Annotated in this window: 14 protein-coding genes and 2 other annotated features; of the genes, 8 read left to right on the top strand and 6 right to left on the bottom strand. The window is 35.3% G+C overall.

The window, feature by feature from the left end; translation table 11 throughout:
- Positions 1-150: 150 nt before the first annotated feature.
- The 5 genes from BM350_RS07805 to BM350_RS07790 all read right to left on the bottom strand — a co-directional run bounded on the left by BM350_RS07805 (position 151) and on the right by BM350_RS07790 (position 6830).
- A complete protein-coding gene (locus BM350_RS07805) occupies positions 151-981 on the bottom strand; it encodes a hypothetical protein (protein ID WP_090915148.1) in 831 nt (276 codons plus the stop codon).
- 144 nt (positions 982-1125) lie between these two features.
- Positions 1126-2376, bottom strand: coding sequence for a 2-oxoglutarate dehydrogenase complex dihydrolipoyllysine-residue succinyltransferase (odhB, locus tag BM350_RS07800; RefSeq protein ID WP_090915150.1), 1251 nt, complete (start codon positions 2374-2376; stop codon positions 1126-1128).
- A 109-nt stretch (positions 2377-2485) separates the two neighbouring features.
- Positions 2486-5341, bottom strand: a complete 2856-nt coding sequence (locus BM350_RS07795; RefSeq protein ID WP_090915152.1) for a 2-oxoglutarate dehydrogenase E1 component — start codon at positions 5339-5341, stop codon at positions 2486-2488.
- 914 nt (positions 5342-6255) lie between these two features.
- Complete coding sequence (locus BM350_RS27830; protein ID WP_280141364.1) at positions 6256-6387, bottom strand: hypothetical protein; 132 nt, start codon at positions 6385-6387, stop codon at positions 6256-6258.
- Between the two features lie 53 nt (positions 6388-6440).
- Positions 6441-6830: a hypothetical protein gene (locus tag BM350_RS07790; RefSeq protein WP_090915154.1), complete on the bottom strand. Its 390-nt coding sequence runs from the start codon at positions 6828-6830 to the stop codon at positions 6441-6443.
- 598 nt (positions 6831-7428) lie between these two features.
- Between BM350_RS07790 and BM350_RS07785 the strand changes: the two genes are divergently transcribed.
- The 6 genes from BM350_RS07785 to BM350_RS07760 all read left to right on the top strand — a co-directional run bounded on the left by BM350_RS07785 (position 7429) and on the right by BM350_RS07760 (position 11876).
- Positions 7429-7731 (top strand): hypothetical protein, encoded by a 303-nt coding sequence (locus BM350_RS07785; RefSeq protein ID WP_090915155.1) that lies wholly within the window; start codon positions 7429-7431, stop codon positions 7729-7731.
- Positions 7732-7797: 66 nt separating this feature from the next.
- On the top strand, positions 7798-7983 hold the full coding sequence (locus tag BM350_RS07780; protein WP_139207649.1) for a hypothetical protein: 186 nt from the start codon (positions 7798-7800) through the stop codon (positions 7981-7983).
- A complete protein-coding gene (locus BM350_RS07775; RefSeq protein ID WP_090915159.1) occupies positions 7961-8635 on the top strand; it encodes a hypothetical protein in 675 nt (224 codons plus the stop codon). Before BM350_RS07780 ends, BM350_RS07775 begins: the two co-directional genes overlap by 23 nt.
- A gap of 134 nt (positions 8636-8769) precedes the next feature.
- A complete protein-coding gene (locus tag BM350_RS07770) occupies positions 8770-9585 on the top strand; it encodes a hypothetical protein (protein ID WP_139207650.1) in 816 nt (271 codons plus the stop codon).
- Between the two features lie 63 nt (positions 9586-9648).
- On the top strand, positions 9649-9852 hold the full coding sequence (locus BM350_RS07765) for a DUF4176 domain-containing protein (protein WP_244547955.1): 204 nt from the start codon (positions 9649-9651) through the stop codon (positions 9850-9852).
- Between the two features lie 317 nt (positions 9853-10169).
- The gene (locus BM350_RS07760) at positions 10170-11876 is read left to right on the top strand and encodes an IS200/IS605 family accessory protein TnpB-related protein (RefSeq protein ID WP_244547954.1); all 1707 of its coding nucleotides are present in this window, start codon (positions 10170-10172) and stop codon (positions 11874-11876) included.
- A 193-nt stretch (positions 11877-12069) separates the two neighbouring features.
- Here the strand turns inward: BM350_RS07760 and BM350_RS07755 are convergent, their stop codons facing one another.
- Positions 12070-12957, bottom strand: a complete 888-nt coding sequence (locus tag BM350_RS07755) for a DMT family transporter (protein WP_090915163.1) — start codon at positions 12955-12957, stop codon at positions 12070-12072.
- A gap of 541 nt (positions 12958-13498) precedes the next feature.
- Positions 13499-13728 (top strand) — a binding site (T-box leader).
- A gap of 46 nt (positions 13729-13774) precedes the next feature.
- Positions 13775-14002: a binding site (T-box leader), on the top strand.
- A gap of 107 nt (positions 14003-14109) precedes the next feature.
- Here BM350_RS07755 and BM350_RS07750 point away from each other — a divergent pair.
- Together BM350_RS07750 and BM350_RS07745 are read left to right on the top strand one after the other, a co-directional pair.
- The gene (locus BM350_RS07750) at positions 14110-15438 is read left to right on the top strand and encodes an amino acid permease (protein WP_090915164.1); all 1329 of its coding nucleotides are present in this window, start codon (positions 14110-14112) and stop codon (positions 15436-15438) included.
- Positions 15439-15684: 246 nt separating this feature from the next.
- The gene (locus BM350_RS07745; protein WP_090915166.1) at positions 15685-16338 is read left to right on the top strand and encodes a YdeI/OmpD-associated family protein; all 654 of its coding nucleotides are present in this window, start codon (positions 15685-15687) and stop codon (positions 16336-16338) included.
- The last annotated feature ends 244 nt before the right edge of the window (positions 16339-16582 follow it).

The raw sequence follows: 16582 nt of genomic DNA, 5'->3' as shown, positions 1-16582 counted from the left end.
ATTTCACGTACTATATTTGTTGTGAAATTTTTATTTTGACAAATATACTTATGGGTGCCACCGTCTGCTCAAGTCATAAAAACGCTATCCTGGGGCAATAAAAAAACAATTAGAGTACATCCAGATAGATGCAGAGAAGTGTGTGAATCTCTAGATGTATTTACGTTTTATCTGATAAAGAATATAGCTGATGGCAAGCGTGATGCAAGAAAATAAAATAGCAATGCTAGAAAAAGCCAGTAAGTAAGCATTATACTTCGCTATATTTGCGATCATTGCATGACTATCAAAATGAAGAATGCCTCCTATAACGTTGAAGAGAAATAGGAATAAGAAGATCGTAATCAGTCCATCTAATGCACCTTGTATGTCAGGCTTACTTAAGGCAATATGCGTAGAGATGCAAATTGCTAGAATCAGAAAGAGCCAAAAATAAGGATTTAATAGATTGCTAATCGTAAAAATGCTTTTCAATAATAGGATTGAAGATAAAACAGTGTGTTTGATCATATCATTCATAGCGCCGCCGGGCTGAATATTTGTTTCAACACCATTCATAAATACTGAGTATGAGTGGGGGATAAGACAATACATTAAGCTAACTAATGCGGCAATTCCTGAAAAAATAGGGGCAACACCGATGAAAAAATTACCTATTTTTTGATATATACTTTTAGGGTTGTATTCGTGTTGCACATATCCTAAATACCCGTTACTTGTATTCGTTGGAAACCACTGAATACCCACAATTTTATGCCCGAATAAGACGCACATAAATGCATGCCCAAATTCGTGAATGGGTGTTCCAATCCATGAGGTTAAGAGGAAGCCATTTCTTCCGAAAGCTCTTGTCCAATATGTTCGCGAATGATTTTCTAAATATCCTAATACAAATCCAACTAAGATAATATATCCTACTAATGAAGCTAACTGTATAAAGGTTGTAATAAGCATAGTAAAAAAGAAGTTTCCTAATTCCATTTTGTCACCTTATCTATATGTGATTTTATAAATAGTAGATTACATGAATTCCTTAGCATCAGTCTACCATTATTTTTGTTATGGAAATAGAAATGAAGAAAACCCTCTTGCATTTGCAAGAGGGCTCTTCAATTTATAAAAGGATCAACCTTCTAATAATAATGATTTTGGATCTTCAAGCATTTCTTTAACCGCAACAAGGAAGCTAACAGCCTCTTTTCCATCTACAATGCGGTGATCGTAAGAAAGGGCAATGTACATCATTGGACGGTTTTCCATACGCTCTGCATCGATTGCAACAGGGCGTACTTGGATTTTATGCATACCAAGGATACCTACTTGTGGTCCATTCAGGATTGGCGTTGACATTAATGAACCGAATACGCCTCCGTTTGTAATTGTGAATGTTCCGCCTTGTAGTTCTTTTAATGTAAGTTTGTTGTCACGAGCTTTTTTACCAAGCTCACTGATTTCTCTTTCGATTTCAGCAAAATTCATTTTATTTGCATCGCGTACAACAGGAACAACTAAGCCTTCTGGAGCTGAAACAGCAATGCCGATATCGTAGAATTTCTTAAGGATAAGCTCATCACCTTGAATTTCAGCATTTAATAATGGGAATTGTTTTAATGCTGCTACAACTGCTTTTGTGAAGAATGACATGAAGCCAAGACGAACATCATGTTTCTTTTCAAACGCATCTTTACGTTCTTTACGTAACTCCATGATAGCTGTCATATCAACTTCGTTAAATGTTGTTAACATTGCAGCCGTTTGCTGAACTTCTACAAGACGATTTGCAATTGTTTGACGGCGGCGGGACATTTTTACGCGCTCAACTGGTTTTTCAAACTCAGTTTTTGCAGCTGGTTTTGGACTTTGTTTTTCTTGTTTTGGCTCTGCTTTTGGCGCAGCGGCATGTGCTTGTACGTCATGCGGTCTAACGCGGCCAAGTGGATCAGTGCTGCGTACTTCGTTTAAGTCGATTCCTAATTCACGTGCCATTTTTCTAGCAGCAGGTGATGCGATAGGACGATCTGTATTTGGAAGACCTTGCATCGGTGCTTTGTTTGGCGCCGCACTTGGAGCCTCAGCTTTTGGTGCTTCAGTAACTTCTTGTTTTGGCTCTTCTGGAGCAGGTGTACTTACTGCTGCCGCTGCATTTGCATCTAAAACTGCGATAACATCGCCAATTTCAACTGTATCTCCAGGTTCTCCTAGTAATTGTGATACAATACCTGAATCTTCTGCAATGATTTCTACATTGACTTTATCTGTTTCAAGCTCAACAATGCTTGCGCCTTTCTCAACTTTGTCGCCTACGTTGATCAGCCATTGTGAAATAGTTCCTTCTGTAATAGATTCTGCAAGCTCAGGTACTTTAATTTCGATCATTTTAAATGTCCTCCCCTATTTTGCCTAACAATTGATTTAATATGGTTATATAAATAATCTTCTCTAACCGTGAATGGGGGAGACCCCCATTCACAGGAAGTTAACAGTATTACTTATTGTGAACAAATTCTTGTTCTTGTTGTAGCTTGAAATTGATATTAAGAGTTTGATTAATAATCAATTCTTGTTCTTTTCTATGAACATGAGGATCGCCGCCTGATGGACTTGAACGGTCCGGACGTCCAATGTAGTTCGCTTTTACTTTGTCAGAAGCGAGTTCGAATAGAATTGGTGCAACATAATGCCATGCGCCCATATTTCTTGGTTCTTCCTGTACCCATACAATTTCTTCCAAGTTTTCAAAACGCTCAGCGATCGCTTGGACTTTCTCAGTAGGGAATGGATATAACTGTTCAACGCGAACGATATGCACTTCATCTAGCGTATGTTCTTTCTTGTTCGATTCAACATCTACTGCTAAATCGATTGCCATCTTACCTGTAGTTAACACAAGACGCTTCACTTTACTTGTTTCTGTTCCAAGGTTCGATTGCTCTACAACTGTTTGGAAGCTACCTTCACTTAACTCAGAAGCAGGTGAAGATGTAAGTGGATGACGTAACAAGCTCTTTGGCGTCATAATTACTAATGGTCTTACATAATCAGTTCCAAGACTTGCTGCTTGGCGGCGCAGGATATGGAAATATTGCGCTGCACTTGTTAAGTTGGCAACTGTCCAGTTATTCTCTGCAGCAAGCTGTAAGAAACGTTCTGGACGAGCGCTGGAATGCTCAGGACCTTGCCCTTCATAACCGTGAGGAAGGAGTAAAACAAGTCCGGATTTTTGACCCCATTTTGCTCTTCCTGCTGAAACGAATTGATCAAATAATGCTTGCGCTGTATTAGAGAAGTCTCCGTATTGTGCTTCCCACATTGTCAATGTTTCAGGAGAAAATACGTTATAGCCATACTCAAACCCTACAACAGCAGCTTCAGAAAGCGGACTATTATGAACCGCGAAAGAAGCGCGCGCTTGTGGCAAGCGATGCATTGGCGAATACGTTTCGTTTGTTTCTGTATCATGTAATACAACATGGCGCTGTGCGAATGTACCGCGCTCTGAATCCTGTCCTGTCAGACGAATTGGCGTACCGTCTTGTAAAATCGAAGCAAACGCTAACGCTTCGGCATTTGCCCATTCTAGTTTACCGCCATCTTTAAATGCGCTCTCACGACGTTCAAGGATTTTCTTTAATTTTGGATATACGTTAAAACCTTCTGGCCACTGCAGAAGACTCGTATTTAATTCTTCAAGTGTTTCTAATGGAACACCTGTCATCATTTTTGGAATTCCATTTGCAACTACTTCTGGAACTTCAACATTAGCAGTTACTTCTTTTTTATCTGAAGAAACTTGATTATATTCAGCTTTCAAATGCTCTTGTATAAATTGCGTAATTGTTTCTACTTCTTCAGCATTTAAAATGCCTTTCGCCTGTAACTCTTCAGCATATAAAGCTCTTACAGTAGGATGCTTGCTAACCTTTTTGTATACTTTCGGTTGTGTAACTGCTGGATCATCCATTTCGTTATGACCGAAGCGGCGATATCCGATTAAGTCAATTAGGAAATCCTTTTTGAACAGCGTGCGGTATTGGAAAGCAAGAGTAGCTGCAATCAGACAAGCTTCAGGATCATCAGCATTTACGTGTACAATCGGAATATCAAAGCCTTTCGCAAGGTCACTTGAATATCTTGTAGAACGAGAATCATAACTATCAGTTGTGAATCCGACCGCGTTATTAGCGATAACATGAATCGTTCCGCCTGTTTGATAACCTTTCAGTCTGCTTAAGTTCAGCGTCTCAGGTACAATACCTTGACCAGGGAACGCTGCATCACCGTGTACTAAAATTGCGAAAGATTTAGAAACATCTTGCTTTGGATAACCTGCTTGTTCGCGATTTTCCTGAGCAGCACGTGCAAATCCTTCTACAACTGGATCTACAAATTCAAGGTGACTTGGGTTATTTGCTAAAGTAACTCGTGTAAGAGCGTCTTCAGATCCAACCAATTGCTCTTTACCTAAGTGATACTTCACATCGCCAGTCCAGCCGATATTGTTCTTATCAGTGCCCTGCATCGGTGCTGAATGTTTAAATTCAGTAAACATGTGACTATATGGTTTTTCTAATGTATGAGCAAGTACGCTAAGACGTCCGCGGTGAGCCATCCCGATCATAATATCTTTTACGCCGCCCTTAGCGCCTTCAGAAATCATTTCATCAAGCATAGGAACTAGCATATCAACGCCTTCGATAGAAAAGCGTTTTTGACCAACAAATGTCTTATGCAAAAATTGTTCGAAACCTTCGACCGCTGTCAATCGTTTTAAAACAGCAATTCGTTTCTCGTTTGATAGTGGATGATACAAGGAAGATGATTCCACCATTTGTTGTAACCATGCACGTTCTTCACTATCTTGAACATGAGCGAACTCATAAGCTAAAGATTTTGAATAAACATCTTTTAATCTATTAACAGCATCAAACGCTGTTTGAACATCCGCAGGTGCATCTGCCCAAACCATTTTTGCTGAAATCGCTTTCAAATCATGTTCACTTAGTCCCTCTAAAGAAAACTGCCCATCCACTTTTTCTTCCAGCGGATTAATATGTGCAGAAAGGTGACCATATGAACGGATATTTTCTAAAACCTTTGCAGCTTTTAGAACTTTTTCTATATCTGTATTGTTTTGAGAAGAAAAATGAGAGCCGCTAGTAGTCTCCTCTGTAAAATCTGCATAAAAAGGAGGAGCACCCCATCTTGCAAAAAGCTCTTCTAACTCTGGATCAACAGAACCTTCCCCGGCTACATAACGATCGTACTGTTCAATGACATAGCCAAGGTTAGGACCATGGAACTTAGCCCAAGGGCTGTTTGTATTTGTATTCTTCCTCGTCATTTGACAAAACCTCCTACTCGTTAGAACCAGTAACGAGTGCAATTCATTTTATACTCTTATGTTATTACGATAATTTACATAATACAAAACGTTATTACTTATCTGTTTTGTAAAAAAACATTCACAATTACTTATCACCCAGCGGATTTCTTCGTATTATCAAGGAATTTTTACAGTAAAATACTAAATATAGTATGGTAAATTAAACCTAGGGATAAAATAGTAATAGAAAAAATAGGTTAAAAATAGTTGAAAATTTGCGAATATTCAAGTGGTAACGTTCCAAATTATGTATATTAAAATAATAAGCGCTTTCAAAAATATTATACAACAATATAACAAAGTATAATAGAGAAAATGGCGAATTTGTGAATTTTTCGTTAAATTTTTGTTAACTAAAAGATGAAAAGTAATAGAAGAGGAAAATATGATTGATAGATGTAAGTAGAATGATAGAAATGATATAAAGATATAAAAAATTATCTTCTACTATATTTTATATATTCTTGCTAACAAGTTATTGCTACTATTTTAATTCAGTATCCGCGTTATTTAGTTAGAAGGTGGAATACGAACCAAAAGTTACACATTATGGACCGATACTATACAAATCCGAATTGCAAAAACGACATAAAACCATCCTTTTTAGGTGGGAGAGAGCATCTGGACATGCATAGAAGCGGCCATCAAACAAAGGGAGAAAGCGAGTAGAGAGTTCTTTTTTCCGCATAGCAGCAATCTATATGTCGAAAAATCAAAATGGATACATATAGAAAATAATCTCATAAATAACATGTAGAAATGAAGAAATAAGGTTCGGCTTTTGTCAGTTCATATGAATGAATCCGTATATTTTAAAAGATTTACTTTTAAAAACAAAATAAAAAGGCGTTCATACCCTGGTGTTACTGGGTTTATCCACCTTCATCTTTTTTAATATCTTTTGTTGAATGGGGCATAACTTTATAGAGATTCTTGTTTATTATCCCCAATAGCGTTAAAGCGAACTTCTCAGCATCAAATTCCCATCTTGTTTCAACGATCATAGTTTGCCCCTTAATATTTAAGTACATTTCCATTCTCTTTCATATAGTGTCTCTCAATGTAATTTAGTGTTAAGAGTAAGATTCCATATTCCTTTTTGACCTAACACCGTGAAATATTCTCCGTAGGCTTGAAGTGGTATGATCGGTCTTTTAAAAATGAATCTCCCACTAAAGAACTTATTTGGAATGAGATACAGGGGGTGCGAAAAGCCTGGTAATGTAAAACTAATGTCTCCTGTTTGATAATTAAGCTGACTGTCTCTGATAGCGGTACCCCCTATATCCCCTCCCGGATTGGTGCCGTATATCCAAAAAAGTGCACGAATTGGGATTAAATCGTCTATAATAAGAGTCCCTTCATAATCCCCTTGTGGAACATCTGCATACGGGTAATCTCGGGAAGGTGCGTTTAGTTGAAATAATTGATTTGGTTGATAATTCATAAATATCCTCCAGATTTAAAATTTAGAGCATATTATGCGTTATACTTATGCCGTGTTACTAAAATAAATTTCAATGAGTTTGTAAAAGCAACGTGGGTTATCAATTAGATTTTAGTACCTTCTCTTTCAAATGAACGAATTCTTGTGTATAGCTTAAATCAGCAACTATTTTCCATAATAAAAGTGAGTTAAAGTTAGTTGTATTGATGATGCAAGGAAAATACGAAAAAGTGTAATGAATATTTACTATAATATAATTTTTTTAACTTCTTAAACAGAAGTATATTCAGCTTAAGAGGCTATTTTAAATGTAATAATAAATGTTTCTTATTAATTGCAATCAATAAAGATATGTAATCTCTATTTAATAGCAATCCCCTATTTGGTGTTATTTCTGCAACTGACGAGGTAGTTTAGTAGAGTGAGTCTTAATGATAGAATTCGTTGAAAGAAGCAGTGGTTATAAAACAATTACAAAGTATGGAGATATACCATGAAAGTCAATCAAAGAAAGAAAAGATTAGAATATTTACTAGAACAACATAAGATGAGAATTGGTTTTTTATAATCTTTTGTTGTTTAAATAAGGATGAGTTAGTTGAAGAAAAAAGTAAGACAAATTATAGAAGAACGCAAAACAGTTCATCTTGAAAATAGCTTTTTAATTGAAAAACATTGGGAAGAACTTGCAAAACTATTAAGTAAAGATATTGAATGTACGATTAAGTTCCTCGATAGTGCTTCAGAAGAAGAAATAGAATGGATTAGCGAAGTATTTGAAGATATAAATTGTGGTACGAAAAATAAAGAGTATGTGGCCTGTTTGAAACGTTTAGTAAAAAAATTCCCCAATTCAACAATAAAACCTTCTGTTGAAATAGCGGAAAAAATGATGCTTTAAATAAAAGCACATTATATAGTTGTTAAGAAGCCTATTTAATAAAACCTGTTTCTGTCTGAAAATTTGATGAAAGAAGGAGCAACTACTGTTGTAGCAGCTGGACTTGCTGTTTTTACAGAAGGTGTGAAATGGGATGTTGATTTAGATGTTGAAGATGGTAGTATTAAGGATATGGTGAAAACGGGTTCGAAAAAATCTTGGTCAACAGTAGCGGGGTGGTTTAATGAACATGAAAAAAAGTATAGATTTTAATAAGAAAGCCTTTGCACATTATATGGCTGTTTATCCTGTAAATGAAATAAGATTCCACGTAATTGTCCTTGTTCTTGTGGGGGCAGACATGTTTGTTCTTTTGCCTGCTCTTGCGAATTCTTTTCGATTACTATATGTATATGTAGTAGCTCCTCCGATTATCTTTTTGAATCTGTGGGCCATATGGATTGCTATCAATCCTCGGAAACGACAATTACAATACACTCTATTTCGAGGGGTATATGGCATCATATGTTCAGTAGGATTATTGGTTATAACTCAAAAATTTGCATATGAAGTGTTACAATTACAAACGCCAATCTATTTTATTTTTTCAGTTGGTTTGTATGTTTTTGCTTTGTATCATTTTTATAAAAATCATATTAAAAAACTTCAGGAACCAAGAAAGAAATCAAATGTATGGAAAAAAGAGACTGGTAGTGTAAAAGTAGCAGCTTTTGTAGTAGGATTTGGGCAGTTAATTGCTAATATAATTCTTAGCATTGCAACACAACAGATGGGGGCAATTGTATTTATGTGTGCATGCACAGTGTTTTCATTTGCTTTGTTTTATATGATTATGGATCTCCATAGGTATTATTATTTACGGAAGCATATAGAAAGTGGTGGGAAGACACATAGAGCCTTTTGAAGAGGATTTGTTGAAAGCGCATTCTTCTTATAGTCGATTAAAGGCTAGAAAAAATAGAAGGGAGAGTTAATCTCATGAATGTGGAATTACATTTAGATAGCAGGGAAGTCTTTTTTCTATTTCGAATGATAGGGATGGAAGAAGTTAAAGGATTTGAAAATCCATACAAAGGCTATACCTTAGAGCAAATAGATCAAGAGTGGGAGGAAGTAAGAACAACTCTTCTAGAAGATGGAGTATTGGAAGAAATAGACGGTAAACTCATCATTGAACCAAGTGCATTGTATTTTTTAGAGATTTGTAAATGCAATGATGCGGTTGTTAAACTTAAAATACAAAGTAAGGAACAGGATGTAGATTCATATTATTATATTTCATTAGAGAAACCCGAATTTATGACCCTTGAAGAAGAAAGAAATTTTGCTTCAAAAACTACATATATTTTTAGGCTAACAGAAGGATTGAATGAATATATTAATACGATTGGAAGCTGGTTAGAAGATGAAGAAGAGCAGTTTATAAATATGAATGCGCGCATTCAAGTAGCAACATATGACCAATTGACTGAGTTGTCTTCCAGTTCTCCGGTTGGAAGTCTAGAACAATTTTTAATAGAAAAAGAGGAAGTAACAAAGGAATTTGTAGAAGTATTTACATCATCATTGAAAAATTCCGAATGTTTAGGCGAATGTACTATTTTTTTAAATGAAGATGGGAAGCACAATGAAAAAAATATAAGATTTTTAGTAGGTCCAGGTTGTAACTGGTTCATGATCCAAAAACAAAATGAGTTAGAAGTGTGTAATGTAAAGGATACGGTATTTTTAGAAAGAGTGTTTTTTGAAACAACAGGAATTACTATGACAGTTGCTTCAAAGTATACCATGAAAGGTAGAGTGAAAAGAGGGATAAATAATGCTTGGTCGAAAACGATAGGATGGTTCAAGTGAGATTCTGCACTATTAAAATAATACTTAAAAATATATAAGGCGTATGAGGAAGAGCAGGAAATTATGCAATTTTCTACAGAAAGATTGTTACAAAGAGGTTCTATTGTTCTGTTAAAAGAAGAGACAGAAAAGATTGTAATTTACGGAAGAAAACAAATGCTTATGATTGAAGAAGCTGTTATGTATGACTATATTGGTTGTTTTTATCTAGAAGGACACATGAATCCTGATTATGCATTTGTATTTAATTGTAGATATATTCGATAAAAAAATTTACGGGTTTTGTAAATGAGTTAGAAGAGGCATTTGTAGGAATGCTTAATTGAATATGATCTAGAAACAGGGAAAGGAACCTATGCAGGTTCCTTTTTCGATATGTTAATGATATTCATCTGCATTTTGGAATTGAGTAGTGGTTTATTATATCTGGCGAGAAGACCCCTACCTCAAGCGCGCAACGGTAGGTGGGGGGTGAATCGATTTTTTTTTGTTTTTTTTTTGTTTTTTTTTTCAGTATATAAATGGAAACATACGTTCTTGTTTTGTATACTTTGTGTATACAAAACAAGAAAGGAGTGTGTCCAATGAAAAAAGCATATTTTTCAATTCGTATCTATAAGAATGCACTAAATCCAAAATATGTTGAAGCGATTGGACATGCTCTTTTCGTATTTAATCGTGCGAAGCATTTCGCTTTTCAAACGCAAGTGTTAGAAAAACGTTCTGGTACCTCCAGACGTTCTGATAGTATGCAAATGACTGTAAAATCACGATTTAGTTTGAATGACTATTATGCCAATAGTGCTGTGCAGGAAGCCAATGCACTGTTTTCTTCTCAGACAGAATTGAAAAAATTGTATATTGAAAATAAAAATGAACAGATGAAAGCTGTAAAAAAGAAGATGAAGAAAACCAAGTCAGATTTGACAGTGCTGAATAAAATGAAAACATCGTTTATCAACGGGAAGCCAACGTTCAATAAAACGTCCAGAGAACAACAAAGGGGACAATATTATGTTGTGCAATTTAAAGAGAGAACGGATATTTACTATCATGCCTATCAATTTGAGCATGAATATTTAGATGTGCGTATTCAAACACTTCGTTCTCGTTTAGGTAGCCTTGCATTTCGGTTGGATAGACTACAAAAACTACTTCATAGTTTAAAAAACAAAGTTTCTTCTGTTGTATTTGGGAGTAAAAAATTATTCAAAGCACAACATACTGTAGATACTTATGTTCAAAATCATACACTTTGGGTGCAGGATTTTGAAAAGGCTCGTTACAATCAAATGTTGATTTCAGGTCGAAAAGACGCAAAATCAGGAAACTTTGTATTTACATACAATACGGAATCACAATCTTTACACTTTACAACACCAAACGGCGTTGCAGTTGAAATTCCTAATCTTACATTTCCGTATGGACAAGAACAAGTGAATGCAGCTGTTCAAAACCAATGGGATTGCAAAGATAAAAAGAATGCAGGAAAACCAATCAGTTGGGCAATTGAAGACTACGGTGATTACTACATTTTTAAATGTTTAATCGATATTGAAGAGAACCAAAATAAAAATTTCAGCAAATCCGATGGTGTCATTGGAGTAGACTGTAATTTTGACCACTTTGCTTGGTCAAACATCAATAAACAAGGACAACTCATAAAAACGGGTGTATTATCCTTTGATATGTTAGGGAAAACATCAGAACAAATTACGAAAATGATTGAAGCAGAAGTTATTGCATTCGTTGATATTGCTGTAAAAGCAAACAAACCGATTGTTGTAGAAAAATTAAACACAACAAAAGCAAAGGTTAAGAACCCTTATGGTAACAAAAAAGCAAACATGATGATGAGCATGTTTGCTTACAAAAAGATGATTTCAGCTATTAAAAGCCGTGCTGAGAAGATGGGGATTGCAGTATTTGAGGTAAATCCAGCGTACACTTCTCAAATTGGTAAAATCAAATATATGAAACGTCTTGGTATCAGCATTCACCAAACAGCTTCTTATGTCATCGCTAGAAGAGCGATGGGATTGAAAGAAAAACTTCCACCAATTTTGTATTCACTATTACCAGAGAAGATGGTAGGTCTGCATCATTGGGCGCAATGGAAGTGGCTGTCTGGGATCCTGTCTGATTTGCGTGTTCACACATTCTATCAGATGGAGCTTTCGAACCATAACAAGATTCGTTCTGTGAACGAACTTTTTCCTTCAGGGGTTCTTACCGACTTGGAAGTAAAAGGTTTGTCTAAGTTTGAAAGCAGAAAAACCATACCTTGTTGAATGGGTATGGTCTGCTAAGAATTTTGTCTTAGTTGTCCCTTTTTGGAATCCCCTTCCTCAAAAATCTGTTAGGATTTTAGGTGGGGGTAGTTCAATGTAGTTTCTGACTGGTCTCGTGTAAACCGTGAATGTATTCATTTAAAGGTCTTTATATCGGTTTTACAATTTGTATTTATATATTGTGGTGGGATATCTATTCTATATTTCTCCTATAATTTAGTTTTAATAAACTCTTAAAGTCTAGTTCGGCAATTAATACACTTAATAATATAAGTGTTGCACCTATGTATCCTTTAAATGTGAGAGTTTCACCTGTAAAAAAGAAAGCGAAACCTGCAGAAAACACAGGCTCTAATGAAAAAATAAGACCTGCATGTGTAGGACTCGTATGTTGTTGCGCAATGACTTGGACAATGAAAGCTATTGCTGTACAAAATATGCTTAATACTAAAATTGAAAACCATGATTCAAACGTGTTAGGAAGTTTTGGGGTTTCCATAAACATTGAGAAAATGATACTAAATAGGCCAACAAAACCGAGTTGTAACACGCCAAGAGCAATTGAATTAACATGCTTGGTCATTGTCCCAGTAACGATGATATGAACGGCATAAAATAAAGCACATAAGATACATAATATATCACCATAACCTATTTTTAATTCACTATTTAATGTTAATAGTCCTATTCCTACTATGGTTAAAACGATTGCCAATACAACCTTTTTTTCAGGTCGTTGTTTTAAAAATATAGATGATAATACCGGAATGAATATGACTGTGAGACTCATTAAGAAACCAGCATTAGAAACAGTTGTATACTTTGTACCAAAAGTTGCAAAAACATAAACAATAAACAAAATAGAAGCTAATATAAACGCATATTTTATAGTTTTAAAATCAATTTTGATTAAATGTTTGTAAAATATGATGCCTGATAAAAGAAAAGCAATAATAAAACGTAATGAGATTAAATTATATTCTTGTATGTAAGTGAGTCCAACCTTTGTAAGTAAGATGGATGCACCCCAAAAAAATGTAACCAGTAGTAGCATTAAATCAGCTTTTAATTGTAGTTTCATCTCTATTTCCTCGTTAGCGTTTAAAATAGTTTATAATTCGTTACAATTACTAGACATCTATATATAAGTTAAAAACCCCTTTCTTTTTTGGGGGGACGAGAGAATCTAGCCGCGCATAGAAACGGTCAGGGCCTTTTCCATCCACAAAAAGGAGAAAGCGAGTAGCGGTCATGCTGTATTCTGCATAGCAACGACTTATATGTCGAAAAATTACAATGGATATATATAATTATCAAAATTGAGAATTCCCCCAAGGTTGAATGAAAAATCAGCTATAAACCTCCAATCCTCGTTATTTATAATTTGTAATTCTATACACTCTTTTTATTTATTTTAATATTAATTCTGAATATTTAAAACAAAAATATCCCATGTGAATTTGTATATATAACTTCTGATAATAAAGAGAGTAGTGTGTCTTTTGGTAAAATATACCTCTAAATAAATATTACTTAAAATCATTGACAGAATATTAATGCAACCTCTATAATACAAAACATACTTACAAAAGAACGTAGCTACGTCATATAAATTGAAATATAATTGAGCAATGAAGGGAATATAAGTAGTGCTTATCTCACTGTTTTAGAGAGCTGATGGAAGGTGCAAATCAGTACAAAGATAAGGATGAAATTCGATCCTGGAGCATTTTTTTCGAAGTAAAGGGTGACCTTTATGAGGAAAAGACGGTCAAATATGAGATCGTTAACAAAGTTGAGAGGCAGACTCAGTCTGCAACTAGGGTGGTACCGCGATATATTCGTCCCTACTGATACAATCAGTAGGGGCTTTTTTATTATATAGAAAACATAATATAGGAAATGCAATGAAAGGAATACAGTAATACTTATTTCCCTGTTTCAGAGAGCTGGTGGAAGGTGTGAATCAGTACATAAATAAGTGTGAATTTCAATCCCGGAGCATCTTTTTCGAAATAAGGGGCGACTTTTATAGAGGGAAAGACGGTCAATAGATCGTTAACAAAATGAAGAGGCAGACGTAAGTTTGCAATTAGGGTGGTACCGCGGTGTAAATCGTCCCTGTCATTTAGGACAGGGATGATTTTTTTTATGAAAAGAAAAACTACAATTGATTCTATGAAATCTTTTGTAAAATAAAAAATCTTTATATAAATAATGAGGAGGGAAATTTATGGAATTACAAAAAAGGTTATTGCCGCGGCATGTCCGTTTGATGGCACTTGGAGGAGCAATCGGCACAGGTATATTTAAAGGGACTTCTGAAACAGTATCAATAGCGGGGCCAGCAGTTATTTTTTCTTATCTGTTTGCAGGGTTATTGTTGCTTGTGGTAATGAGTGCACTTGCGGAGATGGCCATCGCTTATCCAGGGATGAATATGAAAGGATTTATCCGTAAAGCACTTGGACCAAAAGTCTCATTCGTGATTGGATGGATGTACTGTTTCATGTTGTTAGTTGTATGTGTCATTGAAGTAATCGCTGCAGGAAGCTTTCTGCAATATTGGTTTCCATCTATGTCTTTATGGTCTTTAAGCTTTATTAGTGCAATTTTCATTGTGGCTATTAATTTTATGAATGTAAAGCATTACGGCGAGTTTGAATTTTGGTTTGCTGGAATTAAAATTACGATGATTGTTCTATTTCTTATTTTAGGCGGAGCTATTTTATTTGGAGTAATTCCAAGCAATGAAACACACTATATGCAAAACTACGTACAGCACCAGGGATTCTTCCCACACGGCTGGTCAGGAGTATTTTCCGCATTGTTAATTGTAATTTTTTCTTACGGTGGTTCCGAACTGATCGGATTGACTTTAACAGAAATGAAGGATACAGAGAAAGTATTACCTAAAGTGATTAAAGGAGTATTTTGGAGAATCGTATTATTCTACACACTTCCAATCCTTATCATTTGCGGATTAATTCCATGGAATGAAATTGGCAACCAAGCAAGCCCGTTTGTACAAGTATTATCGGCAGTTGGATTTAAAGGGTCCGCTCATATTATGAACTTCGTCCTTATTACTGCTGTATTGTCCGCGGCTAACTCCGGTATCTATGGTTGTACACGTATGCTTCATTCCTTAGCTGCAGAAGGGGAAGCACCGAAACAGTTTTCATATGTTGCGAAGAACGGTGTTCCAGTATATAGCGTAATCTTGAGCTCTATCGTTCTTATCGGCGGGACATTTGTCGCATACTTTTCACCTGACCGTGTTTTTGGGTATTTAATGGCAATTCCAGGATTTACAGTATCAGTGGTGTGGATCAGCATATGTTTATCGCAGCTAAAACTTCGCAAAACATATACAAAGCTACCGCATTTTAAAGTATGGGGATTTCCATATGCAACTTTGTTTACTGCGATTACATTAAGTATTTGCTGCGTGGCGTTTACATTCAGTGATCAAAACCGAGCGAGTATTTTTATTTGTTTAGGCATTCTAATTATCTTAATTCTATGCTCTGTTTTTGTAGGGAAAAAGAAAAAAGTATAGTAATACTACATTTTTAATATAAATGAAAGGCAGACTGTTATATGGTCTGCCTTTTTATTGTAAGAAAGTATAACTTTACGAACAGCTATAAACTAGTGCCCATTTTAACAGACATTTTTCTCTCAATAAGGTACACTTTATTAGAATCAATGCTTAAATTATGGTTACTTAATGATCAAATGCAATGATTGAATAGAAAATAAATGGAACTTAAATTGTACTAAACTAAAAATGAAGGAGCTTGTTATGACAATTATCGATAAATTAAAACTAACTAAATTCAAAAATATGGCCGTAATCAATCAACCAAGCGACTACAATGTCTTTACTGAACAACAAACGACCCTTTCAAAAGATCATGATGCGATTTTTATTTTTGTAGAAACACTTGATGAGATGGTTACGCACACACAATTTATCCTTAACAATGAACAGCTGTTACTTGAAAAAGGTTATATATTTTTTGCATACCCGAAAAAAGGGAATAAGCACTATGAAACCTTTATTCACAGAGATGAAATGTTTCCAGCAATGAACGTTGGAGAAGATGGATATATAGGAAGTAGCGATATCAAGTTCGCCCGTATGGTAAGTATGGATGACATTTTCACTGTAGTCGGTCTAAAACATGAAAAAAAGAAAGCAAAGAAAACAGCAGCAGCCAGCCAGTGCGTTGCAGATTATGAGAACAATGTTAAGGACGTTGAAGCATTATTAGCCGACCATCCAAACGAACTTAAGTTTTACCAAAGCTTAACCCCTGGATATCAAAAAGACTGGGCACGTCACATATTCTCAGCAAAACAACAACAAACACGCGATAAACGCCATCAACAAATGGTTGATATCCTTTCACAAGGATACAAAACAATCGATTTGTTCCGTCGGAAAAAGAAATAAAATGCAGCTTTTATTAGTGGGGATTTTCTTTATTCCCCACTGATGGTTAGTATATCACCATAACCTATTAGTAACAGTAGTTAGTCTGCCTAATTTTAAAGAGGAATAAGCTCCTTTATTTTTTTTAAGCATAGCATGTAAAAGACTATGAAATATTTATAAAAGTGGGTGAAAGCATGCGATTAGATTCTCAACGTATTATAGGTTTCCCAGGCATGGGTATGGGTGGTTTCCCAGGCATGGG

It is taken from the genome of Bacillus sp. 103mf (assembly GCF_900116295.1).
Taxonomy (GTDB): domain Bacteria; phylum Bacillota; class Bacilli; order Bacillales; family Bacillaceae_G; genus Bacillus_A; species Bacillus_A bruguierae.
Note: the sequence above shows the minus strand (reverse complement) of the source record. Positions and strands in the feature narration are given on the sequence as shown.